Below are 25,364 nucleotides of genomic sequence, written 5' to 3' on the forward strand. Positions count from 1 at the left end.
CTTAATACAAACCTACTTATGTATGTGCTTGATGCTTATTACAAAGTTCTACGAATTGCGCAGCAGGCATTGGCCTGCCAAAAAAGTACCCTTGATAAGTAAAACAACGCATAGATTTTAATTGATCGAGGTGTGCTTGGGTTTCAACGCCCTCCGCCAATACATTCACATCCAGCGCATCTGCCATCGCAATAATGGCCATGACGATAGCGCGATCACTTGGGTCATTGATCAAGTCACGTACAAACGATTGGTCAATCTTTAAGCGATCAATTGGTAAGGATTTAAGATACTTCAAAGAAGAATAGCCCGTGCCAAAATCGTCGATCGACAAATGAATACCGAGCTTACGAATTTGCGCCATTTTCTCCAGCGCCAATTCTGAATCCGCCATCAAAACATTCTCAGTGATCTCGATATCAATTGCTGAAGCTGGCAGCCCGCTCTCACGCAGTGCGTCATCAATGTCGGCCAGCAGATTGGGGTGCAAAAACTGCAAAGGACTTACGTTAATTGATATCCGCCATCCTTCTTGCCACACACCTTCTTCAAGCCATTTAGCAACCTGTCTCGCAGCTTGATTAAATACAATACTGCCAATATCGTGAATTAAGCCAATCTCCTCGGCTAACGGGATAAACTCATCGGGTGGAATGAAACCGTGCTCTGGATCGTGCCAACGCAGCAAAGCTTCCGCACCGATGATGGCCCCCTCTGCGTCATTTTGAGGTTGATAATAAACTTCGAACTCACTTTTACTTACCGCCCGATGTAAAGACTTCTCATGGAGCAATCGTCTATCAGAGATTTCTTGCATATCCTGTTGAAAGAATGCAAAGGTATTTCTCCCCGTTTCTTTTGCGCGATACAGAGCCGTATCGGCTTGACGCAAAATAGTTGCTGGCGATTCCTCTGTACCATCAAAAAAAGACACGCCAATACTGGCCGTAACATGCAGCTCGTGACCGGCGACATGCTTTGCTTTTGAGCACTCGTTTAGCACATCCTGCACGAAGCGCACGAGATCGACATTACGGTCGGTACGTGCACCTTTAACGGAACTCCACAGAAAAGCAAATTCGTCCCCCCCCATACGTGCAAACACGACATCTGACGGTATCGTATGTAACAGAGCCTCAACGACCGACACCAGTAGTTGATCTCCAACATTATGCCCTAGTGAATCGTTTATCGTTTTAAAACGATCGAGATCCAGCATCACAAGTGCCCCTGTTTCTTGTGCCTCTAAACTCTCCATGCGTTTTTTCAGACGTTCAACAATCATTGTGCGATTGGGTAATCGCGTAAGTGAATCATAGTAGGCAAGACGATTAATACGTTGCTGAGCCTCTTTACGCTCAGATAAGTCACGTACTAGCATTACGCTTTCAAAATCATCTTGTGCAAAGTATTTAGCGATTCGTATTTCAACAGGAATCGGCGACATCATGGGAGAAAACGTTGTCTCAACCGTCATAACATCATCGACACGCATTTCAGATAACAATTCATCGAGTGATAACCAAAGATTATCCCCATGCAGATCACTAAGCGACGTTTCTCTCAGCTGCTCTTGCGTGAGTGATGTCATTTTTTCTACCGCCGCATTACTACGGATAATCCGGTTATTTCGATTAACTACCAAGATGCCATCGGCTGCATGATCAATCATTGCTTTCGAATGCTGATGACTGCGCTCTAGTGCAGCCATCGCCATATTTAAACGGGATAGTAACTGATTAAATGTCGACTTGAGACGCCCTAACTCATCCTGTTTATGGATGCGATCAAACGATTTTGGAACGGGCACTTCTTCACTACCATCAACTTGGGAAATTGCATACGTCAGCTGCTTCACTGGACGGGTCACAAGGCCGTAAAACAACAGCGAAATTAAGGAAGCGAGCAGGATATCTTTTAATAGGTTATGAATGAAAAACTGACTGTTTGAGGCAATAATACCATCCAGCAGATACCTTCGGTCGAGGTCTATTTGGATACGTCCCAATTTGATTTCAATGCCAGAGAAGTAAAGCGCTCGTTCAACCATCAGCTCATTTGGTAAAAGCCACTTCAATACTGTGTCACTTATTTGGGTATAAGGGTGTGATGCGTCTGCGTAGGCAAATCGTTGACCTTCTTCATCCAGTATTTCAACTGCTTGGATGGCTGGGTGATATAGCAAACTTTCTGCTTGTTGCTGTGCAAACGCCCTATCTAAGCGAAATAAGGCATGGGCTAAGGGTTGCTCGACGAGCGACAAAATTCCTTGAAATTCCTGATCAATGCGGGCGGGCTCACTACGCAGCGTTTCAATCGCTTGTAAGCAACTCAATACGATACTTAACACAATAGCTAGGAGCAGCGTCGTAAAGGACTGCTTTATATAAAGAGATTTCTTAAATGCAAAGCGCATATTACTCCTACTACTTAGCCGTACCGTTTTAATGTTGTCCGCTCAGTTTCTAGGCGGTGCCTCTTATCGAAATCTTAATCTTTGGGCACCACTCTGATACAAGATGTCTTGAAAATATACTTGAGTTCATTAGCTGCCGATTCATACACGCGTCAGAAGTTTAATTTTTGATAGATAGCAATAACTTGTAATATATCAATCACTAAACCTATAAAAATAGCTTATGTTGGATTACAAAAGAATACATTAATTTTTCACTTAGCCTACACTAAATATCCCGTTTCAAAAACTAACACCTGCTTGAGTACCCTCACTATATCAAACAGCCATGTTAGTATTGCGCAAAACACAGGCTCGCAGGACAACACTACGACAGTATGATCAAAACATTACTTCAGCCAGAAATACTCGACGGAACCATCACCATCGACAATGAAGAGGCGCTCGACGTTCGGTTCTCCTTGACCGCCCCTCTTCTCAGCTTTGCACAAGGTGTTATGTTTGAAGACGGCGATCATCAAATCAAGATTATGATCGCGACAGAGCAAGGACAACACGAAATTCCGTGGGACGGAAAACGCGTAATTTCAAGCATTGAACATAGCAGTGTGTTTAAGCAACAGGTGTTAAAAACACACACGGCTACACGCTTTTGCAATACCAATGCCGCTATCTTAAAACATATAAACCGCTGCTCGTGTATTGATCCGATACTTAGTGAAAAGCGCCTTATCGGATTTGATTTAAGCTATCCGGAAATACCTAGAAAACGAGGTGTACTGATTGCAGGAAAATGCTCTCAAGGCTGCGGCTACTGGAGCGTACGCGCTTTTGACGTCGATACACGTCACATTAATGAACGTAATATGCTCATCACCTTCCTAAAGAACATTTGCCAATCTGAAGCACTACATTTGCCAGCATGGGAATCGATCATTGATGAACCAAGTCAAGTTCACACCTTTTATGCTGTTGGATCAAGCAAACGTCAACGAGAAGCGACAAAAAACAAAGTCACTTCTCTTAAAGGAGTTAGTACATTAGACGAGCTCAAAAGACGCTATTAACCTCGGCGCATACTGACACCGTCTATATATCCGCGCTTAACCGTCATAAGATATGCTGTCAGCCCTAAAACAAAAGTGAGGATGGCAAGAGAACCGATGACAACCCATACCCAACCGCCATACTGCCAAAAAGGATCAAGGTAGAAGCCACCAAAGCTGGCACCAAGATAATAGAACACAAGGTACAGCGACGAAGCACTGGCTTTTGCTTGTTTAGCGTTCTTTGAAACATAGCTGCTAGCCGTAGAGTGACATAGAAAAAAACCAAAGCAGTTAACAAACAACCCTAAGATAATGCCAACGAGTGAACTATGTAGCGTAATACAAGTACCAGCCATCAACAACGCCGTACCGATCATCATAATACGAGGCTGAGGCATGATAGCCGCTAGTTTGCCAGAGAATGCAGAGCCAACCGTGCCACTTAAGTAGGTTAGAAAAAGTAAACTCACGTATTTAGCCGATAGGTTGTAAGGTGCCTCTTCTAATAAAAAAGTAATATAGCTGTACTGATTAATGAAAATGAAGAAATTAAAACCGCCAATCAAATAGCACAGCACCAATACTGGATTACTGAGATGCAATGTCACGTTTGATAAAATGGAGCCAATTCGAAACGGCTTCGCTTTAAACTGTTTAGATGTCGGTAACAAATACGCAAATAAAGCAAAACACAGCAGGCTAATCATCGCCATCACAGCAAAGGCACTCGAAGGATCGCGCCACTCGCCGATAAAACCACCGATCAACCGTCCACCAATACCACCGAGGGTATTACCACTGATGTATAGTCCAACCGCGACCGCCAAAGCATGTGGAGTGTACTCATCTCCCATATAAGCAACGGCAATGGCAGGTAAGCCTGCAAGAAAGAAGCCTTGTAGCCCTCGCAATATTAACAGCCAGCTGTAATGCTCAACGAGTGATAACATCATGGTGGTTACAGTGACACCTAGTAACGTCACTACCATAATACGCTTGCGCCCTAATGCATCGGACAATGGGCCATAAAACAGCAATGATACGCCAAGCGTAAACGTAGTAATGGTAAAGCTGCTTGCCGCCTCTAGCTCAGAGATCGAAAATTGCTGAGCAATCATAGGCAGCAAGGGCTGAGTGACATAAACATTTGCGAACACCATAAAAGAGCCAATTACTAACGCTATGGTGCCACGCCAAAATGCCATACTTCCCGCTTCAATCACTATTAAACTCCAGAGCCATGTAAGGAAACCCTGACTATACGCGCAAGCTTATCATCAATATAATATATATAAATTATCAAAAGGATAATAAACATTGATAGAAATAAAACCTCTTCGTTACTTCTTAGCGGTCGCTGAACGGCTCAGTTTCACGCGCGCTGCTGAGCAGCTACACATCGCTCAACCTGCAATCAGTATGGCAATGAAAAAACTGGAGTCTGAACTAGGCGTTACATTATTCCATCGCTACGAACGAAAAGTATCGCTGACCGATGAGGGGCGTATCCTAAAAGAGTATGCCAAGAAGGTCGTCCAGGCAGCTGATGATACCGAACTGGCAATGCGAGAACTCGACGGAATGGCGAGAGGAGAGGTTCGAGTAGGTATCCCCAGCATGCTAGGGTCTTATTATTTTCCGCCCATATTAATGGCGTTTAAGCATCGCTACCCCGATTTAACCTTACGCGTCATCGAAGGCGGCACTTGGAAACTGCAACAAATGCTGGAAGCGGGAGAAATAGACCTAAGTGTTATCGTTGCCGAAGCCCCCAATCCTCAATTAGAAACAAGAGCTTTAACCCGCGAACAAATGCTAGTGGCTGTTAATGCGGATCACCCCTTCGCCCAAAAAGCTGCGATTACACCGGCGGAATTCTTTAAAGAAGAACTCGTCATGTTTAGAGAAGGATATTTTCATCGTCGAATCATCGACAGGCTAGCACAAGCACACAACATCACCCCTAATATCGGGTTTGAGACAAACCTTATCCCGCTCATCAAATCAATCATTAAACAAGGATTCGGTGTATCCACATTGCTCGGAATGGTGATTGAAGAAAACGATGAATTAGTTACCAGACCATTCGATAATAATGTCTGGTTAGACTTGACCATTGCTTGGCGTAAGGGAGGTTACTTGTCAAAAGCTAATCAGGTATTTTTGGAGTTTCTCATTGAGCAAACTGAACAACAAAACCAACGCTTCAATCAATAACGGGCTCTGTTGTCAGTTTTAGGCTTCACTTAAACGACCAGTTGTCCAACTGTATAATGACACTTAAAGCAGATCAGACAATCGGCTTCTTGGCGACATTTTTGCCTCGATACGACGGCAAACATCTGTTCGATGAAACAACGCTCCGCCGATAAATCCAAAAAAGCTACCCAGTACAATGTCGATAAATCGATATTCAAGCAGCAACGAAGCGCTCATCCCCAAAGACGTCATTTCCGCCATAATCACGGTTAGTGGCGTAATAAAAATGACAGCTAAGCCATAATTTTTAACGATAAGGTAGTCAACGATCGCTTGAAATGCGCAAATACATAAGGCTAAAACAAGAGGAGACGGATCAAAAGAAAACAACAACGCTGCTAGTAACATCCCTAGAGTCGTTCCGACCACTCGGTGAACATTACGATGCCACACCATTCGAAACGTCGCCCCTTGCATTATGGCCGCACATGAAATCGGCACCCAGTAAGGATTATTCATACCAATCCATAATGCGAACCCATAGGAAGCACCAAGAACACTACTGGTTAATGCTGCTTCAATGATCAATGCATTGACTTGCGGATCTACTGTAATTTCTTGAGGCTCTGCTTTATGTGCTTGAGTAACAACACTGTAGACAAATGCAGCGAGCACCGCCCACATTCCCCCCAAAGCGATTAACCCCACTCGATTTGAAACGGCACCTAGATCAAACGGCATCGCAAGCGCAACACAAGACGCTAATATAAAAAAGAAGCTACCTGGCGGCGGCAAGCGATAATACCGTGTTATCAAGATCACAAGAAAAGCAATCGCCGTTAGCGCAAATGGTGGCAACCAAGGCAATACTGTTGAGAGTGTTGCCAACGTTAAACATGCCATAAAACCAAAAGCACACAGACTCATAGTAAGCATACGAGACGCCGTACGATCACCACTCATATAGAGGAAAACCATCGCCCCAAGACTGGACAGTAGAGCCTCACCAAAAGTATTCGTAAGTGCACCAAATATAGCAGGCAAGCCGATGACAAATCCCGTCACTAGCGGCAGATGCCAAGGGCGAGCCACCTTATTTAGCGATAATAAGTCTTTCAATATTGAAGACAAAGAAATCTCCCACTGATGTGAAGCAAATTAAGATGCGTATAAATACGTCGAAATTTTAACCTATGTCACATCGCAAATGGTGCAACGCCTATTAATAAAGGGTGCAAAAACACCCCAAAGACACCATAAGCGATGACGCCTACCACAACAGCAATAAAATCATACTTCGCATTTGGAGCCTCATAAGTCACTCCTTGTTCTCTATCGCGGCGTTTTGAGATGGCATAGTCCGCCACAGCCCAGGCTAAAAAGCTACCAAATAACAACACGTCTGCCGAGGTTCCATTACTAATAAGATGAGCAAATGCCCAGAGCTTCACCCCAATCAACATCGGGTGACCACCCATTTGCTTCATTTTCGAATACGGCATTTTTGCTACCGCTAAATATATAAACGCAATGAGGATCAGTAGTGCCGCGACATGACGCGACCACAATGGCGGGATCCAGAGTAATTCAGCACTGTAACGCGCGTAGCCGTACCCCATAATAGTGGTCACGAAACCAACAATGGCGACAGCGCTATACAATAACTTCCAGTTTGAAGCACCCAGTTGCTCGATCATAGACTCTCGCCACTCTGGCGCAAATGCTCGAACCGAATGCACACCAAGAAACAACACCAACCCGACTAACAAGAGCGCCATGCCCATCTCCTTAATTTCAATATTGCCTGTTTGGCCCTTTGATTTTTCCCATTATATAAGTGTTGGCCTTTTAACCCTAGCAATGAAATGCCAATCACCCCATTCGTTAAATAGCGTCTTACATCACATTACGAATGCCGACCCAATAGACTGTTTTCTAGACGTAATACCCACCCATTTAGACGCTGAAAGATTAAGCTTTTTGTAAACATTTCAAAGGTTTACCAATGATCCCCATTCTTTTCATTATCACGACATCAAAACCACATTATTAAGCACATAAATCATTAACATTGGCACATGCCGTTAACGCACACTAATAATCAATGGATTAGATTAAATTCTTATGTTTAAAACTAACTTTACGACGTTTCTTGTACTTTTTCTGACCTCATCGTTGATGAGTGCTGCCGTCCAAGCAGAAACTAATACAGGGCATTCTCTCCACCCCTCTGATACCCAAAATGCCAATACAGATTCTCCTACCGAGGGATATCGATTTACTCAAAAGACTGTCATTGAGATGGCGAAGCAGTTAGCCAAAGCACCAATGCAACCTCCAAGCAAAGCCCCCTCTGCATTGAATGCATTAGATTATGACACCTATCGGCAAATTAACTTCCAACAAAACCAAGCTGTCTGGGGTGATTCTCCGACCCAGTTTTCGATTCAACTGTTCGCACCTGGCTTTTTATATAAGGATCTTATTGAAATTGATGCAGTTGAAAATGGCCGAGCATTTCCTATCGAGGTGACGCCTAAATCCTTCAACACCCCAAATCAAGAAATCAACGCACTATTAACAAAAGTCGGCAAGTACGCTGGATTACGACTTCACTACCCTATCAATAATAAGAGTTACAAAGATGAGTTTATTGTCTTTCAGGGTGCCAGCTATTTCCGCGCAGTCTCGAAAGGACAAAACTACGGCGTATCGGCTCGAGGACTAGCGATCGATGTCGCTCAACCAAACGGCGAAGAATTTCCGATGTTTCGACATTTCTGGATCGAGCGCCCCTCAATTTCCCAAACAGCGATTGTGGTTCACGCCCTACTCGACAGTGAGCGGGTAATAGGAGCCTATCGTTTCGGCATATTTCCTGGGTCACCAACTCGTGTAGACGTTAGCGCCACACTCTTTCCACGTGAAAATATCGAACACATTGGTCTCGCTCCACTTACTTCTATGTACATGTTTAACAGCACTTTGAATCAGTCAGATATTCCCGACTATCGCAAAGCAGTGCATGATTCGGAAGGCCTACAAATCCATACAGGGTCTGGTGAAATGCTTTGGCGCCCACTTAATAACCCTTCTGATCTGCAAATAAGTGCTTTTATTGATCAATCACCAAAGGGATTCGGACTGATTCAGCGCCATCGTCAGTTTGACGATTATCAAGATCTCGAAGCGACGTATCAGACTCGACCTTCTATCTGGGTTAAACCTTTAAATGATTGGGGAGAAGGACACGTAGAGCTCGTTGAAATCCCCTCTAACTCGGAAGCCAATGATAATATCGTCGCCTACTGGCAGCCCAAGGGAGGCCTAGTAAAAGATCAACCCTTTACATTTTCCTATCGATTAACGTTACCAAATGATACGCCAGCGTTGGCTAGCAAAGCTCATGTTGCCCGCAGCGCATATGGCAAAAAACTTGGCAGTACAAATGAAGAGTTTGTTATTGATTTTAGCCATATCGATATCGACGCTCTTGATTCGATTTATATAGACAGCAACACATCCGCTGGCAAAATTCTGGAAGCACACTTGACTCCAAACCCTTATCAAGACGGTATTCGTACATACATCAGCTTTGACCCTGAAAACGCGGACTCTGCAGAGCTTCGAGTGCAACTTAAGCAAGATGGTAAACCGCTCGCTGCCACATGGTTATATCGATGGTTAAAAGAATGATGGATATGAATAAGCTAACAGGACGCTACGCACTTCCCAAAGAAGCAAAGATAGGTATGCCTCGGCAACAGGTCAATGACCGCTCGCAACGGTCAAAAAGACAAGTACAGAGCTTTTTTATTAGCACTATCGTTGCCCGTCTATTTGTGATTGCAGCAACATGTGGGCTAACCACCTATGGTGCGAAAGAAATGTATGAAGTACTAAACACTAATCAAATCACCTCTATCCAGTGGCTATTCTTAGTGCTTTTCTGCATCAACTTTTGCTGGATTTCATTCGCATTCAGTCAAGCCACTCTAGGCTTACTCTATAAGGCAATCGCCTCGCTCTGGAAGCGTCGAGAACAAGACCCTGAAGGTATTACTGCAATACTAGTACCTGTTTATAACGAAGACCCCCTATGCATTCGAGCCCGTATCGAGGCTATGCGCGATGACCTTGTTAAAAATGCACCTGGAAAATTCGCATTTTTTATTCTAAGTGATACTAATCGTGCTCATGCCTGCATCAAAGAAAAACAAATTTTCCATCCTGTTCTAAACGACAAAAAAGCCAAATGCCCTGTCTATTATCGACGCCGTTTTAACAACGCAGAGCGTAAAGCTGGCAACATAGCCGATTGGGTGACACGCTTCGGCGCACAATATGATTGTATGATCATACTCGATGCAGACAGCTTAATGAGCTCTCAATGCTTATTGTCTTTGACTAGAAGAATGGCAGCGGAACCGACGCTCGGTTTAATACAAACCTTACCAAAACTCATCCGTGGCGATACTTTATACAGTCGCCTCCAGCAATTTGCCAATCAGTGTTTTGGCCCCATCTATGCCGCAGGCCTAACCGCGTGGCATGGCAATGCTTCAAATTTTTGGGGACATAACGCAATCATTCGTATTCGAGCGTTCGCAGAGTCCTGTGGTTTACCACTGCTCCCCGGAAAAGCACCATTTGGCGGACATGTCATGAGTCATGATTTTATCGAAGCGGCCTTATTACGCCGTGCTGGCTGGGGCGTTCGATTTGATACTGATTTACAAGGCTCCTATGAAGAAGCGCCACCATCTCTCATAGACGTCATGGTGAGAGATCGCCGCTGGTGCCAAGGCAATTTGCAACACAAGGCGTTTCTAACTGCGAAAGGTCTGCATTTTGCCAGTCGGATACATATATTGACTGGAATCTTTGCCTATCTTAGTGCTGTTTTTTGGTTTGCACTGATCATTGTAGGCTTTGCATTAGCGGTACAAGCCCATTTTGTCAGACCTGAATACTTCAGCAACCCGTCACTGTTCCCGAATTGGCCAGTATTCGATTTCGAGCGAGCTCGCGCACTGTTTATGCTATCCATGGCCTTGGTGTTAGCACCTAAAATATATGGCTGGCTCAGTGCATTGCTGAATATCAGACAATGCTTAAAATTCGGTGGCCCCATTATGTTGACGCTCGATACTTTAGTCGAAATCATTATTTCAGCGTTATATGCACCAGTCTTGATGTTCGCGCAATTTCTCGTCGTTGTGGATATTCTAAAAGGCCGTGACAGCGGTTGGAAGCCACAGTCTCGTGATGATGGCGCATCGACTTGGAAGGAAACTGCTCGGGCACATGGGCACCACACCCTTTTCGGCCTGCTCTTAGCAGCAGGTGCTTTTTATCTTAGTCCACAGCTATTTTTTTGGTCATTGCCGATTACCTTCGGGTTACTGTTCTCCATTCCATTGTCATGGCTTAGCGGCGGTCTTGGCAGGGGCAATTACGTAGCCAAAATGGGGGTTTTAAAAGGGCCTGACGAACGTAACTCTCCCCTTATTGTAAAAGAGTTTGAACAAAAACTTCACTCACTGATACAGCAAGCACAGCCGTTTAATGAAGCCAATGAAGAGCAGATGCTAAAATCCTATTTGTACGACTCAGAATTGTACGATTGGCACTTAGCGCAGCTTACCGAACAAGAAGAGTCAGACTTTAATAGGAATGAAATCTGTGCTGCGTGGCAAATTGAGAATAATAGCGACTTGGACAGTCTTCTTAAAAATCTCAATGAACAGGAGCGCCTCGCGATATTAAGGAAACGTTCTTTATTTCTTTCAATGAAAAAGTTTTTCTATATGGAGCAACAACCGTCTTTACAGGCAAGCGCGTCATAACTAGAAGGCCGCCTAAGGCGGCCTTCTAGTATTATCCAACATCAAGAGCCAGACTAGATTTTGCTCGCTGCAGCAAAACTACTCAGTTACATAAGACGAAGATCACAGCGCTGAATCATATTAATCAAGCTGCAAATGTTACTAACACTCTTTTTTACATCGCTATAGCGCTATAATGCCATTCCTTAGCCAAACATCACGAAGGAAAACATGGCTGATCATTTTCATCACGAGCCACTCAACTTAACCCCTGTTATGCCACCGACAGTTTTCCGATGGTTACTCGTTTTGGCTGCGGTTAGCTTTTCGGCTATTTGGTCCATAGACGTTAGTAGCGGGATTATCTCTTCGTTTGATGCCGCTGCATACCCCATCTGCGTCTCATCATTTCTGGTAACGCTTGCACTAAGCTTTATTCTCAAACGGCAACTTACAGTACTCCATTTCGTTACCTATGCGACGGTCGCGGGCTATCTAATTAGTACTAGTGCTTGGCATCATTTAGCAGAAAACGGAATCTTCTCGAATTCTACACAATGGCTCGGGTTAAATTATGTGGTTGCCTATTTATTTCTTGATGTTCGCAAGGCTGGAGCGGCCACAATTGTTGTCTTTATCACGACCCTTGGAGCCCATTTCGCCGCACTAATACAACATAACACTTTAAACGAGGCTCTAGGGGTTGTGGCAAATATCGCGGTCGCCAATATTATCTATATGGCACTGCTTTGGACCGTATTAAAAATGCGCGTAAATGGAGAAATCATTCAACAAAAAGCGCAAGCAATGGAAGAGCATGCTCTTTTTGATCCATTGACCAGAATTCGCAATCGAAGAAGTTTAGAACGAGAAATGGATGCTGCAGACCAACGCTGGCATCGCAAGGGTGAACGATATTCTATCCTGATCATCGATATTGATCATTTTAAACAAATCAATGATTTACATGGCCATATGGAAGGTGACCAAGTACTTCGCGACTTTGCAGACACCCTCACTAAGCAATTACAATCTAATCAGTTTTTTGGTCGATGGGGGGGTGAAGAGTTTATCATTCTGTCTCGAATGGACTCACAAAAAGACGTCTTTCAGCTAGCACAGCACCTGCGGGAAACTGTCGAACGCATGCAATTAAGACAAATGATGAAAATCACAATCAGCATCGGCATGAGTCATTGTGAGGAGGCATCGAACCTAGTTCAAGCCATGACCATTGCAGACCATAATTTATATGCAGCGAAGCATAGCGGACGTAATAAAGTTATGGATAGCCAAGCTGCTGAGGCATTGACTCGTATACGTCAGGAGCCATCTCCTACTTAGTTTTTGGAATAGCGTTAACTCGTCGATATAGCCCCATTCCAGCACTTATACCGACCACTGCCAACGTGCACCATATCCATTCTCGCTCCAATTCTGCGAGCGATAAAAGCCAACCTATACCAACGTTCCCTAAAAAGGCTGCGACACCTCCGATGCATGAATAAAGTCCGTAATAACTACCAAGTTCTGATTTTTCGCAAAAACGCGGTATATATGACCATAGCAGTGGCAACACTAACATTGAGCCAACACTAAACATCACAGCGTAGCCAATAAAGTTAAGCCATGGAAAATCCGGCACAGACACTAAAAACCACAGGAACGAAGCACCCATCAGTGCTAACCCGCCCCCCATGGCACATGCATTTCCTAAATAATTAGCGACCCAACGACTGATAGGCATCTGCAAGGTAATACCTAAAATGGAGGTTGTCATAAACACCCACGTAATAATCTCTGTACCGAGCCCTCGTACCTCGACTTCATTTGGCAAGGCCAGATAAAGTTGATGGAAAAAGAGCTGAAACGCACATGCAAACGCAATAAACCCCATGAATGGCTTATTACCCAACATAGAGCGCCACTGAGATAAAAAAGGGTGCTCTTTACGGTTACGTCTTACTTGCCCTGCAAGCTCTGGTAGATAACACCACTGAATCACGAATAGTGCTGTGAACAATAGAGCCGCACTTAAACCAACCCACATAAAGCTAAATGAAATCAATGACATACCAATTAATGGCCCAAGAAACATTCCTGCTTCCGTAGTCCAGTTTTGCATCGCAAATATTCGATCTCTACGAACCTGATCGGGCGCTTCATGAGCCAGATAAGCATTGCTTGAAGGTGTAAATAACGCGCCCGCAAACCCTGTCAAAAATGCACCAAGCAACAACAGAGGCAAACTTTGAGCAAAGCCAAGTAACGCAAACCCTGCAACACGGACAATGCAGCCCAGAAGTATTAAGCGTTTATAACCGAGATAGTCACCAAGCGTACCTCCCACTAAAAATAAACCTTGCTGACTAAGCACACGTAAGCCAATGACTAGGCCGACATGCCACGGACTCAAACCTAAGGAGCGCTGAAGGTGATCTGCCAAATAAGGCAGCAACATGTAGAAGCCAAGATTAAAAGTGAAGCCGTTAATAACGAGGACTCGACTGGCAGCAGATAGCATTCGCCAGTCATTTAGAAAGTGATGATCATTCATACTAGGAATCAGTTTGGAGCTGGGTTAAGGATCGAATCTTTTACTTCACTTGGTTGACAATTTGGTCAACGCGCTCGGGATTAAGTGCTATGCGAGTACGCAGATTTTCATAGGCGGAGTCTAGAGCGGCCTGATTGACTGCGTCACCTACTTGAATAATACCAACCATCCCCATAACCAAATGAGGTGGACAGTAATACAACTGAACCCCCTCTTCCACAAGAGTGATACTATAGGTCTCATTCAACTTCGATGCCCAAGCCTCTTGTCCATCGGGTACTAAATACGATTGCACGTGATGTCCAGGATCCGTCGGTATAAATGTCACCGTATCCCCCACATTAGCTTTAAGAAACGCGGGCTCAAATACCATTGGACCTTGCTCACCAAAACTCAGCATCTTTACTTGCCAATCCTTTGCCTGTGCCGCAGAGGCAAGCAACAATATAATAATACCTGTCAATAACTGACTACTTCGCATGGTGGAATTTCTCTTGATTAAATTCAGGTTGGATAAAAGACTTTTTCATGTTTTCAAATGCCGCTAGCCCGCGACGCTGAGTCCGAACAAACGGCACGCCCATGCTGTCTAATACGACATCTGCATGAACGCCGTACACTTCGTACACTAATTCGGGCGTTAGAACATCTTCTGGGGCACCTTGAGCGTAAAGTTCGCCGCCTTTCAACACCAATAAATTATCTGCATACTGTGCAGCAAGGTTGAGGTCGTGGAGAATCATCAATGATGTCCAGCCCTTCTGTTTGGTTTGCTGGTCTAGATGTTCCAAAAGCACTTGCTGAAAGTGTAAATCTAACGCGCTGACAGGTTCGTCTAACATCAAAATCTTAGGATTCCGCATCAGAGCCTGAGCAAACAAGATCATCTGACACTGTCCACCACTTAGTGTTCGGACATCTCTATTTGCCAGATGCAATAAACCAATTTGATTAAGGGCACTTAAAGCCTCTTCAATCAGGCTATCACCGAGCTTTAAGGACAGCGCGTTAAGTTGCCCGAGTAACACGACTTCTAAAACACTTAAACCGACGTCAAGCTTGATGTCTTGTGGCATATAGCCAAATTGTTGTCGCCAAGCTGGAAGTTGTTTTTTATGTAAACTAGTACCATCAAATGACACGTTTCCACTCTGAGGCGCAATATCGCCAAACAGGGTTTTAAGCAAAGAACTTTTACCTGTGCCATTGGGACCGATTATAACGTGAACTTTACCTGCCTCCAGCGCAAAGCTCATATCCTTTGCTAGTACCAGATCATCAAACGCCAAATGCAAATTACGAACTTCCAACATAACTAGCGCCTTTTACCGATAATCAACCAAAAGAAAAATGGAACACCAATAATCGCCGTAACGATTCCGATTGGAAACAGTGCGCCAGGGACAATAATTTTGGATAATACAGACGCACTGGACAGTAAAAATGCACCGACTAAGAATGATAACGGAATAAAGTATCGCTGATCTTCCCCCACCAGCATACGAGCAATATTGGGTGCGACAATACCGATAAAACCAATAATCCCTACAAAACTTGTTACTGTAGCCGTCATAAGCGCCACGAGTACGAGTGTTTTTAAGCGCAGCATTACAACATTTACACCTAGACTTTTCGCCCGCTCCTCGCCCAAACGCAATGCCGTTAGCTTCCATGCATCTTGCATCAATACACCAATACACCCAAAGACAACAGCGGTGGTAATGGCCACATTGCCCCAAGTTGCTTTAGTCAAGCTTCCGAATAGCCAGAACAAGATCTGCTGACTCAACTCAGGAGAAGAGACAAATTGGACCAAAGAAAGCAAAGACTGAAACAAAAAGAGTAGGGCTATCCCGGCTAAGATTAACTGGCCAGAGGATATATGACGCATCATCGCTAATCCAAACAACATACTAGCCGAAAGCATACAGCATACAAACGCCCCGATAGGCACCACCAACTCTTGGGTTAGGCCTAATGATCCGAGATACAGCATCAGTGCAGCGCCAAAACCTGACGCCGCCGCCATGCCTAACGTATATGGGCTAGCCATAGGATTGTTCAACAGAGTTTGCATTTCAGCCCCACCCACCCCGAGCGAGCCGCCAACGACCAGCGCCATTAAAGCAATAGGTAACCGCAGGTTGGTCACAATTACTTCAGTCGTAGAGGACACCTCTATAGGCAAGCCAAACAAGCTAAGCAGTGCTTTAGCGACATCTGAAAGCCCCAACAGCGATGGCCCTGTCGCAATATCAACAATAAACGAGAGAACCAGCGCAAACAGGAGCACGGCTAATACCAACCAACGTTTCTTTTCGTATCGACGCTGAGCATCCACGGCTTCAGCCACTAAATTCGTATCCAAAATCCAACCTTAGCTTTTTTTCATTCGCGAATTATCAATCGAGATAAGTTGGTCATACATTAGTCGCCATTCTTAAATCGCTAAATTTTAATGAGAATAGTTTGCATACGCATTTTAAATCACTGTAGAATCGAGACAAGCTTTAATTGAGTTTTTTATACAAATATCATCTTCATTGCCCTAAATATGCAAGGTAACACTATGCTATACACTCAACTTAAAAAATGGATGGCGTTGGTTTTCGTCCTAGCCGCATCAAGCGTTTACGCTACCCCGATAACCATTACAGATGTCTTAGGACGAGAGGTCACATTTGATGCTCCGGCTCAGCGAGTCATTGTTGGATTCTACCCAGAAGACTATATGGCAATTGGCACCGAAGACGCATTTGATCACGTTGTCGGCATGTCAAAATATATTTGGCAAGCTAGGACTCGAAATTGGCAAATGTATTTAGAACACCGCCCATCACTGGATGACATACCGGGAATTGGTCGTGTCGACACTCAAACCTTTTCGGTCGAAAAAACCATCAGTTTAAACCCTGACGTCCTCATGCTGGCTGACTGGCAGTTTAAAGGTCTGGGGAACGATATCAAGCGCCTTGAAGACGCCGGTATCGCCATTGTTGTTGTAGATTACAACGCACAGACGCTTGAGCGTCACATTAAAAGTACTAAGCTTATTGGTGAAATTACTGGCCAAAAAGAGCGTGCTGCCAAAATCGCTCGTGAATATGAGAACAATTTGAACTCGATTGAAAAGAGGCTAAAGGAGGCTAACCTACCTAAGCCAACTGTTTATAGTGAATATGGCGCTGCGGGCGTTGACGAAATTGGCTATACCTTTGGAAAAAATATGTGGGGCGCCATTTCAACTATGGCGGGAGGCGATAATATTTCGGCCCCCTACATTGAGTGGTGGGGAAAACTAAACCCAGAACAAATTTTAGCATCCGACCCCGATGTAATCGTCATGACAGGTTACGAGTCCAGTAGTAGTGATACTGGTATGGTAATGGGGCAAGGGGTTGATGAAGCACTTGCTAAGCAGCGCCTTGAAGGGTTTAAGAATCGTACAGGCTGGTCTACTCTGACTGCAGTAAAGAATAACCGAATGTATGGCGCCTACCATGGTGCTGTTCGCTCTATTACTGACGGCGCCATGATTCAATTTTACGCCAAAGCCATGTACCCAGAAGAGTTCAAAGATCTGGATCCGGAAGCTGCGTACTTAGACTTTTACAAAAAGTACTTACCAGTCATGCCTGAGGGTACTTTCATGGTACAGTTAAAGTAATATTGATCTTATTAAGCACTGCTTTTTAGCAGTGCTTAATGTCTTTTTTGTAATCCTTCCTCTCCTCAATCCATGCTATACAAGATCCTTCTGTACAACAAATCAGCTCAAATCATTTTGAAACAAACAAACTTACGTTGTTTTTGATACAAGTTTTACCTTAAGTGCGTATTATTATTTCAGAGCCTTGCCAATGTTCTTGATTCTTTAGAAGGAAATATTATGGTAGTCACTAAATCCGCGATTGTTTTAGCCACTCTAGCGATCGCATCTTATGTCAATGCCGAAGGTTTTTCAGCCAGTACTACGGTAGGATTTGGGAACTCTCCCTACAAGGAAATGGAATCAGATAATCAAGTAATACCCTTAGTTCAATACGATAGTGATACTGTTTACTTTAGAGGGGCGAATCTAGGGGTTCACATTGTGAACACACGCCAACAAAAATTTAATGTTTTCGTGGGCTATTCTCCAATGAGTTTTAATGCATCGCACTCCTCTGACCCTGCAATTAGACAGTTAGATGATCGCTACAGCAGCGCCGTTGTTGGTACTGAATACTCGCATTTATCACGTAAAGGCATTGTATCAATCAAACTGACTCACGATATTTTAAGCGTATATGGTGGTCCAAGCGCAGACGCTTCTTATGGACTCATGATCCCACTGAAGTCGGTTCGCATCCTTCCAAAAATTGGACTGCGCTGGCACAGTAGTGACTTTAACGATTATTACTTTGGAGTCAGTGCAAAAGAGTCGAACAGAAGTGGTCTCAATACCTATCAGGCGGATTCGAGCTTAACACCCTATATCAGTGCAACCGCTATTATAAATATCAATGACCACTTTAATGTAATCACTAACGTTGGTATGGAATGGCTCCCAGCAGAAGTAACAGACAGCCCAATGGTAGATAAAGATACAACGTATGGTGCACGCTTTAGCTTAGCGTACTCGTTTTAGAGTTCCTCTGTGACATTCACCTCAGCATATAAAAGCGGCACATAATATGTGCCGCTTACTGTTTATGATTACTGACGCATCATAACGTCAAGCTGATCAACAACATCAGACCAGTCCGCGTCTTCGTCTTTCATTTGTTGCAACACTTTTGCTTGTGACGCCGACCAGCAAGGCGCATCCCAAAGTTTCATATGACTAGGGATTGGCGCTTGATCCGCAATAAATTGGTCGATAGACCCTGCATCCAGTCCTAATTGCTCGAATAATGCTTCGATCGTGTGTGGGTGAGTCTCCATAGTTCCTCCGTTTATCAGTGTCATCAATTACTTTAATTACTTAACTGAGTGTAGTTGAGTCAGAGCAGGTAGCAACGCGATGCTGGCCAAAAGCTACGCAAGTGCAGCAACTGCTTTGTCTACTGCGTGATCGCCGTCGGTCAACTCAAAAATATCGCGTTTGATGTGGGGAGCCTCAATCAGTGTTGCTAAGACTTTCGCTACATTACCGCGTTTGACGGAACTGTACGGCAACGCTTTCGCTAAGCTCACTGAACCATCACCTTCCTCATTAAGCAGAGTTCCAGGACGTAAAATCACCCAATCAAGCTCTGACTCGACAATGGCAACATCTGCCTCTTTCTTCACAGACATGTAATGCTCGAAGCCTTCACCTAGCTCTTTTGTACGCCCCGCTTCTGGGAACACCGAAACGAGATACAACCGTTTAATCTGATTGCGGCGCATTGCCCCGATTACTTTTAACGGACCTTCACCGTCGATTAGAGTTGTACGTTCCTTGCCGCTACCCGCAGCCCCAGCTGAAAAAACAATTACGTCCGCATCTTTTGTAAGCTCAGTCAGCGACTCAACCGTGATATCCATCAGATCGCCTTCAACCATAGTTACTTGGTTTTGCTCATACCAGTCCTTGTGCCCACTATCACGAGCCAATCCACTAACGCTATGACCTGCCGAGACAAGCATTGGACACAATCGTTTACCGATTCCTCCAGTCGCCCCTATTACAAATATATTAGACATCCTGCCCCCTTCCTTCAGTTGGCTATGTGTTTAGATTCATTAAAGCAAGGGAAGGTGCAGTGTGTGCGCAAGAAACATCAAAATATTAAGAAGCCGCAATATGACACTCTGATTAGAGCAACACTGCGGTTTTTTGTGTGTAAAACGACAAAAGCCCCTAACGCAGAACGTTAGGGGCTTTTTTACAGGAGGGTGACGATCAGTTTAAAGCTCTCGTGAGCTCAAAAATTCGTCATAGTTACCTTGGAAATGTTCGATCTTGTGGTTCTTGATATGCAGTATTTCAGTCGCCAAAGAAGAAACGAATTCGCGGTCATGACTGACAAAAATCAGTGTTCCAGGGTACATTTCAAGCGCCATATTTAGAGACTCAATGGACTCCATATCCAAGTGGTTTGTCGGCTCATCCATTAATAATACGTTCGTTTCTTGTAAAATCAGTTTACCAAAGATGAGCCGGTTTTTTTCTCCGCCAGAACAAACACGAGCTTGTTTTTTGAAGTCATCCGCTGAAAATAGCATTCGTCCTAGTGTCGCTCGAACCACTTGATCGTCATCGCCTGGCTTGCGCCACTGTGTCATCCAGTCAAACAAATTCATGTCATTATCAAATAGATCACTCGCATCTTGAGGACAATAGCCTAACGATGCATTCTCTGCCCATTTGACTACGCCTTCCTGTGCCTGCAATTCAGACATCAAGCAACGTAATAAGGTAGTTTTACCGACACCGTTTTCACCAAGTACTGCTAGTCGAGCCCCAGCCTCTAAAATGAGATTACCATTCGAAAACAGTTTTTCACCTTCATAACCGTGCCCAAGATTTTCAAGAATTAGTGCCTGACGATGTAGCTTCTTATCTTGATTAAAACGAATAAAAGGGTTTTGGCGACTTGAAGGTTTAATGTCTTCTAGCTGAATCTTATCCAGTTGCTTAGCTCGCGAAGTGGCCTGCTTCGCCTTCGATGCGTTCGCAGAAAAGCGCGCAACAAACTGTTTCAAGTCAGCGATCTGAGCAGATTTTTTCGCATTAGCTGCCATCATAGTTTCGCGCGCTTGAGCAGAAGCCAGCATAAAGTCATCGTAATTACCGGGATAAACTCGTAACTCACCATAATCGATATCCGCCATATGAGTACAAACCGAGTTCAAAAAGTGACGGTCGTGCGAGATTATGATCATGGTAGATTTATATTGGTTAAGTAAATCTTCCAACCAACGAATTGAGTCAATATCCAAGTTGTTTGTTGGCTCGTCCAACAACAAGATATCAGGGTTTGAGAACAGAGCTTGGGCAAGCAATACACGAAGCTTTAGACCGGGCGCTACTTCACTCATTGGGCCAAAGTGAAACGATTCGGCAATACCAGCGCCGAGTAGAATTTCGCCCGCACGGCTTTCTGCGCTGTAGCCGTCCATTTCAGCAAACTCACCTTCTAGCTCAGCCACTTTGATGCCGTCTTCCTCACTCATTTCTGGCAAGCTGTAAATGCGGTCACGCTCTTGTTTCACTTCCCATAGCTCTTTGTGACCCATAATTACAGTATCGATCACGCTGAACTCTTCAAACGCAAATTGATCTTGATTAAGCTTACCTACTCGCTCATTAGGCGATACTGAGACATTACCTGATGTAGGTGTCAGTGAGCCGTCCAAAATTTTCATTAATGTCGACTTACCACAACCATTTGCACCAATTAGGCCGTAGCGGTTGCCATCACCAAATTTTACGGAAATGTTTTCAAAAAGAGGTTTGCTACCAAACTGCATGGTAACGTTAGAAGCTGTAATCATTGATAGTCCAGAGGTTTAGAGGAGGCGTACGAAGCACTCATGAATTGATGGTCGTACTATAAAGCCTGTGTATAAAATGTCTATGACAGCGGCGAAAAATTCATCACTTTTCAACTGTTAGGCGAACATAGATAGATGAGCTACTCACTATGCGGGTAAATTAACCACCGCCTGTTGTGAATCTGAATCCAGCCAGACAACTCGATTACGTCCTTGATGCTTAGCTTGATACATTCGGTGATCCGCAATATCTAACAGCACTGCACCGTCTTGACTGTCTTCCAAGCCAGCAACGCCCATGCTAATAGTCACTTGCAGCGTCAGATCGTTTGAACCAAATATATGCTGACTGATATCACGGCGAATTTTCTCTGCCTTAACAATGACGTCTTCCTTTTCTCCATCAATCAATAGACAAAATTCTTCGCCACCATGTCGGTAAACATTCGCTTCGCCACACATTAGCTTTAGTTCGCTGGTCAATTGTCGTAATACCGCATCACCTGTTTCGTGACCATATTCATCATTCACTTTTTTGAAGTGATCAATGTCCAGAAGAATCAATGCAAACACATCACTCGATTCAATCCGAGCGGCAAAGTCTCTTTTAAAAGCGAGACGATTTTTAACACCTGTTAATACATCCGTTAGCGCTAATTGCTCCAAGTTCTTTTCAATACGAGTTCTGTTAATCTCGTAGACAGCTGAGATCCCCCAAATGAGTACGTAACAAAATACAAAATTAAGACGTACTGAGGATGATCCGAGTATTGAGTCTTCAGAGATTTTAAAACTTAAAATGGAAAACAAAAGCAGCAACGACAACAGCGATATAATGAATCCAGCGCGTGTTCCAAGCGCCAGATAAGCAAGAATAGGAAGAAATAGTGGCCATACAAATATGCCATTCATAAAGGGGCGCGATACTATTGCGTAAGCGACGATGCAGACAAACAAAAGGATGTATGCGTATTGACTCCAGCGACTCTCACGACCCAAGTTGAAGCTTCGGTAAATATATAGTGAGAACAACGCCAACAATACCTCAACGACACCTAGGATCGGTGCGTTGTTGAATAACAAATTCCATGCCGCCAACAACGTTGCAATGGTGCCCAAAACGATCGTCAACCCTTGCCATACTTTGACACGAAGCTGATCACTAGTGGTAACGGATTGGTTGCTCATAGAAATATCCTAAGCCATTACTAGGAGAGTGTTACCGCCCTACATTTAAGTATTATCTAATGAAGATAATACCCTGACGCTAACATAAATCAATGTACGTGTTATCCGCTATAAAAAAACTCAATAATATGAGGCTCCAGAGCCAACATGAGAGAGTCGTTACAGTCTAAATTTCATCAATAAGATGTCCTTTATTCTACGATCAATCTCTATTCCAACGGCATCAAAATCAGAGCGCTCTACTTCATATAGAAACGGTTTAATCTCACGTAACTTTTTTATCGCCTGTGGATCTTCGGTCAACAAAACCGACACATAAGAAAAAGCATCATAGTACGCAAAACCCTGCTCACGTAGTGCGTTTAAGTACGAATCAACTGTTTGCTCACCGAACACTTGCTTCACTGCTGCAACGGCACCATATATTGCCGCCCCCTCAGACAATGCATTGGTATCTTTCGCATCGATCCCGACTGGATAAAGGCCTCGGGTCATTTCTTGTATAAGATCCGCTAACAGCATGACTTCATTGCTAAAGCTACGAGCGGGTATTTGGAGCGTGTAGTGAAAAGGCTGAGATGCGTCACCAAAATGTGGAATAGGCTTAGCAATATCCTCACTAACGGTGAAACCTTTGAATTCTGCTGACTCGGCAGGCGTCCCAAACAAAAATTCAACAGCAGGCAACCAAGCTGTACGCAACTTCTCTAATTTTTCAACTTGTGTTAATTCGGTTTGTGACACGCTCTTGTCCTATTCTCTATTACTGTATGCAAATGATCCGTTAGGCAAACCACATCAAATTGAGGTACTGCCCATGTATCCACTTTCGTATGTCGCCCCATCATAACGAGGTCGATAGGATTCGCAAGACCCACTCATCAGGTAAATAAAGGATCGGATAATATAGACTGATATCTTAGCTGCGATGGGAACAGTCTCGCGGATGAAGGATCATAACAGACAACGAGGTACGCAATGGAATAGTCTAGCTATTTGGCTAGGAGCTTAACCCTTCATAATAACCAAGGAACGCACACCCGATCTGCCTAGATACGACGATTTAAGCCATTAACCCAACAAAATTAAGCCACGTTATTGATTATCAGTTTTTACCTATTTTTTCTCGATTTGTGCTTTGACATGGCTTATTTGACACTTTAGAGTTAGCGCATCGTTTATAACGATTTCGTTCTCGGGGCGGGGCGCAATTCCCCACCGGCGGTAACGAGTATCATACTCGAAGCCCGCGAGCGCTTGTGGAATCATTACCGTGGTTCAGCAAGGTCAGCAGATCTGGTTAAATTCCAGAGCCGACGGTTATAGTCCGGATGATAGAGGACGCGTAGACAAGTCACACCCTATGTATAATCACACTAAACTTGTGATTGTGCTTGCCTGCCGTTCGCCCTGATTCAAGCATTATTTGTGGAAGATACATATGAATCAGAGCTCAACGAATTCTCAAACATTTGATCCGTCAACTAAGCGGATCGCATTCATCCATGCCTCATGGCACAGCGATATTGTTTTACAGTGTTGGGAAGGATTTAAAGAAACCTTAGTAACACGCGGCTACAACGAAGATAATTTGGAATTGATTGCCGTGCCGGGTGCTTATGAAATTCCATTGCAAGCGAAGTTGCTCGCTAAGACTGGGCAGTATCACGCGATCGCAGCTAGCGGGCTAGTAGTAGACGGCGGGATATACCGACATGATTTCGTCGCTCAAGCGGTATGTAATGGATTAATGCAAGTACAGTTAGAAACAGAAGTACCCGTGTTAACCGCAGTCCTTACCCCACACAACTTCCATGAACACGATGAGCACTCTAGCTACTTTAAACGCCATTTCGTTAAAAAAGGCCAAGAGCTTGCTGAAGCGGCTAACCGTACTATGTTACTAACAGAAGTGGCTAAATCTTAGACCCCAAACCAAATAACATAACACTTACAAAAAGAGCTTCATTTGAAGCTCTTTTTGATCTACTTGACTCATTTACCAAACCCAATTTATTCCCATCGCAACGCCACTACTCAGATTTCGAGACTCCAAATCATTAGTTAGCATCGATTCATGGTAATAATAGGTGTTTAGACCTAAATTTGGCAGCAAACGGACGTCAATGCCTGTGTCAAAACCAACTTCTGTCAATATATCTGGATCCCAATCAATCGATAAGAAAGTAGGTCGCAACGCCAATCCAAGGTACCACGTAACACGATTAATCACAGGTAAGTAGACTGTTGCTTTCGCACTCAACCCAGTTCGCTGGTAGTCTTGAACTTTGGTGTGGCTCAACCCTAACGTCATATCGGCCCCCACTTCTTCGTCATCAGCGCCTTGTATGCTAAATCCTCGTATACCCAACGTCTGAATTGTCGCATTGGACTGCCCATAACTCTCAGATGTATTCTTAAACTCAGTTTGCGAGAAATACAATCCGCCAAAACCTGGGCGATTATTGTCTGGCTTGATACCAAGTCCCACACCAAACTTAGAAACATCAGGTCCTCTTGACAGCTCTAGGAATGTAGCAGTTCCGTTGTTTTCAACATGTGTCGTAGCTGCTTGTGCTGCCATCGCAAGCATGCCCACCCCAATTATCGCCAGCTGCTTCATTATCACGCTCCCATATCCATGAGGGCCATAATATACATCA

At 44.1% G+C, this 25,364-nt stretch carries 22 protein-coding genes and 1 riboswitch; of the genes, 8 read left to right on the forward strand and 14 right to left on the reverse strand.

The annotated features are described in order from the left end of the window. Window positions 1-16: 16 nt before the first annotated feature. Window positions 17-2,416: a putative bifunctional diguanylate cyclase/phosphodiesterase gene (locus tag DN730_RS16415; RefSeq protein ID WP_115469232.1), complete on the reverse strand. Its 2,400-nt coding sequence runs from the start codon at window positions 2,414-2,416 to the stop codon at window positions 17-19. Window positions 2,417-2,793: 377 nt separating this feature from the next. On the opposite strand from DN730_RS16415, the gene DN730_RS16420 reads away from it, so the two are divergent. Then, window positions 2,794-3,483, forward strand: coding sequence for a hypothetical protein (locus tag DN730_RS16420; protein ID WP_115469233.1), 690 nt, complete (start codon window positions 2,794-2,796; stop codon window positions 3,481-3,483). Here DN730_RS16420 and DN730_RS16425 read toward each other — a convergent pair. Beyond that, a complete protein-coding gene (locus DN730_RS16425; protein WP_115469234.1) occupies window positions 3,480-4,688 on the reverse strand; it encodes an MFS transporter in 1,209 nt (402 codons plus the stop codon). The two genes, DN730_RS16420 and DN730_RS16425, sit on opposite strands and share 4 nt — an antisense overlap. 97 nt (window positions 4,689-4,785) lie before the next feature. Between DN730_RS16425 and DN730_RS16430 the strand changes: the two genes are divergently transcribed. Continuing rightward, window positions 4,786-5,682, forward strand: coding sequence for a LysR family transcriptional regulator (locus DN730_RS16430; RefSeq protein ID WP_115469267.1), 897 nt, complete (start codon window positions 4,786-4,788; stop codon window positions 5,680-5,682). A 63-nt stretch (window positions 5,683-5,745) separates the two neighbouring features. On the opposite strand, the gene DN730_RS16435 is transcribed toward DN730_RS16430, so the two are convergent. Together DN730_RS16435 and DN730_RS16440 are read right to left on the reverse strand one after the other, a co-directional pair. Continuing rightward, complete coding sequence (locus DN730_RS16435) at window positions 5,746-6,795, reverse strand: FUSC family protein (protein ID WP_245958000.1); 1,050 nt, start codon at window positions 6,793-6,795, stop codon at window positions 5,746-5,748. 65 nt (window positions 6,796-6,860) lie between these two features. Beyond that, window positions 6,861-7,442, reverse strand: a complete 582-nt coding sequence (locus tag DN730_RS16440) for an NnrU family protein (RefSeq protein WP_115469236.1) — start codon at window positions 7,440-7,442, stop codon at window positions 6,861-6,863. 346 nt (window positions 7,443-7,788) lie between these two features. Between DN730_RS16440 and DN730_RS16445 the strand changes: the two genes are divergently transcribed. The 3 genes from DN730_RS16445 (at window position 7,789) to DN730_RS16455 (ending at window position 12,836) form a co-directional block, all read left to right on the forward strand. Beyond that, window positions 7,789-9,360, forward strand: coding sequence for a glucan biosynthesis protein G (locus DN730_RS16445; protein WP_115469237.1), 1,572 nt, complete (start codon window positions 7,789-7,791; stop codon window positions 9,358-9,360). Between the two features lie 5 nt (window positions 9,361-9,365). Next, window positions 9,366-11,513 carry a glucans biosynthesis glucosyltransferase MdoH gene (gene mdoH, locus DN730_RS16450; RefSeq protein WP_115469268.1) on the forward strand — a complete coding sequence of 716 codons (2,148 nt, stop codon included), beginning with the start codon at window positions 9,366-9,368 and terminating at the stop codon, window positions 11,511-11,513. A gap of 210 nt (window positions 11,514-11,723) precedes the next feature. Beyond that, the gene (locus DN730_RS16455) at window positions 11,724-12,836 is read left to right on the forward strand and encodes a GGDEF domain-containing protein (RefSeq protein ID WP_115469238.1); all 1,113 of its coding nucleotides are present in this window, start codon (window positions 11,724-11,726) and stop codon (window positions 12,834-12,836) included. Here the strand turns inward: DN730_RS16455 and DN730_RS16460 are convergent. From DN730_RS16460 to DN730_RS16475, 4 genes are read right to left on the reverse strand one after another with little or no spacing between them, the layout of a single operon-like run. Then, window positions 12,829-14,049, reverse strand: a complete 1,221-nt coding sequence (locus DN730_RS16460) for an MDR family MFS transporter (RefSeq protein ID WP_115469239.1) — start codon at window positions 14,047-14,049, stop codon at window positions 12,829-12,831. The two genes, DN730_RS16455 and DN730_RS16460, sit on opposite strands and share 8 nt — an antisense overlap. A 40-nt stretch (window positions 14,050-14,089) precedes the next feature. Then, complete coding sequence (locus DN730_RS16465; RefSeq protein WP_115469240.1) at window positions 14,090-14,530, reverse strand: pseudoazurin; 441 nt, start codon at window positions 14,528-14,530, stop codon at window positions 14,090-14,092. Beyond that, window positions 14,520-15,362: an ABC transporter ATP-binding protein gene (locus DN730_RS16470; RefSeq protein ID WP_115469241.1), complete on the reverse strand. Its 843-nt coding sequence runs from the start codon at window positions 15,360-15,362 to the stop codon at window positions 14,520-14,522. The genes DN730_RS16465 and DN730_RS16470 overlap by 11 nt, the downstream gene beginning before the upstream one ends. Window positions 15,363-15,364: 2 nt before the next feature. Then, entirely contained in the window at window positions 15,365-16,417 is a 1,053-nt protein-coding gene (locus DN730_RS16475; RefSeq protein ID WP_115469242.1) for a FecCD family ABC transporter permease, read from the reverse strand. Between the two features lie 201 nt (window positions 16,418-16,618). On the opposite strand from DN730_RS16475, the gene DN730_RS16480 reads away from it, so the two are divergent. Beyond that, the gene (locus DN730_RS16480; protein WP_115469243.1) at window positions 16,619-17,716 is read left to right on the forward strand and encodes an ABC transporter substrate-binding protein; all 1,098 of its coding nucleotides are present in this window, start codon (window positions 16,619-16,621) and stop codon (window positions 17,714-17,716) included. A gap of 222 nt (window positions 17,717-17,938) precedes the next feature. Further along, entirely contained in the window at window positions 17,939-18,679 is a 741-nt protein-coding gene (locus DN730_RS16485) for a MipA/OmpV family protein (protein WP_115469244.1), read from the forward strand. Between the two features lie 68 nt (window positions 18,680-18,747). Here DN730_RS16485 and DN730_RS16490 read toward each other — a convergent pair whose 3' ends face one another. The 5 genes from DN730_RS16490 to DN730_RS16510 all read right to left on the reverse strand — a co-directional run bounded on the left by DN730_RS16490 (window position 18,748) and on the right by DN730_RS16510 (window position 23,445). Next, the gene (locus DN730_RS16490; protein ID WP_115469245.1) at window positions 18,748-18,975 is read right to left on the reverse strand and encodes a DUF2789 family protein; all 228 of its coding nucleotides are present in this window, start codon (window positions 18,973-18,975) and stop codon (window positions 18,748-18,750) included. Between the two features lie 93 nt (window positions 18,976-19,068). Next, window positions 19,069-19,719 carry an NAD(P)H-binding protein gene (locus DN730_RS16495; protein WP_115469246.1) on the reverse strand — a complete coding sequence of 217 codons (651 nt, stop codon included), beginning with the start codon at window positions 19,717-19,719 and terminating at the stop codon, window positions 19,069-19,071. 204 nt (window positions 19,720-19,923) lie between these two features. Beyond that, window positions 19,924-21,513, reverse strand: coding sequence for an ABC-F family ATPase (locus tag DN730_RS16500; RefSeq protein ID WP_115469247.1), 1,590 nt, complete (start codon window positions 21,511-21,513; stop codon window positions 19,924-19,926). A gap of 147 nt (window positions 21,514-21,660) precedes the next feature. Continuing rightward, window positions 21,661-22,701 carry a GGDEF domain-containing protein gene (locus DN730_RS16505; RefSeq protein ID WP_115469248.1) on the reverse strand — a complete coding sequence of 347 codons (1,041 nt, stop codon included), beginning with the start codon at window positions 22,699-22,701 and terminating at the stop codon, window positions 21,661-21,663. 159 nt (window positions 22,702-22,860) lie between these two features. Further along, the gene (locus DN730_RS16510) at window positions 22,861-23,445 is read right to left on the reverse strand and encodes a hypothetical protein (RefSeq protein ID WP_115469249.1); all 585 of its coding nucleotides are present in this window, start codon (window positions 23,443-23,445) and stop codon (window positions 22,861-22,863) included. Between the two features lie 443 nt (window positions 23,446-23,888). Beyond that, window positions 23,889-24,048, forward strand: a riboswitch (FMN riboswitch). A gap of 94 nt (window positions 24,049-24,142) precedes the next feature. Here DN730_RS16510 and DN730_RS16515 point away from each other — a divergent pair. Further along, window positions 24,143-24,628 (forward strand): 6,7-dimethyl-8-ribityllumazine synthase, encoded by a 486-nt coding sequence (locus DN730_RS16515; protein ID WP_115469250.1) that lies wholly within the window; start codon window positions 24,143-24,145, stop codon window positions 24,626-24,628. Window positions 24,629-24,700: 72 nt separating this feature from the next. On the opposite strand, the gene DN730_RS16520 is transcribed toward DN730_RS16515, so the two are convergent. Beyond that, entirely contained in the window at window positions 24,701-25,324 is a 624-nt protein-coding gene (locus DN730_RS16520; protein ID WP_115469251.1) for a hypothetical protein, read from the reverse strand. Window positions 25,325-25,364: the final 40 nt, after the last annotated feature.

Source organism: Marinomonas piezotolerans, from assembly GCF_003362755.1.
GTDB lineage: Bacteria > Pseudomonadota > Gammaproteobacteria > Pseudomonadales > Marinomonadaceae > Marinomonas > Marinomonas piezotolerans.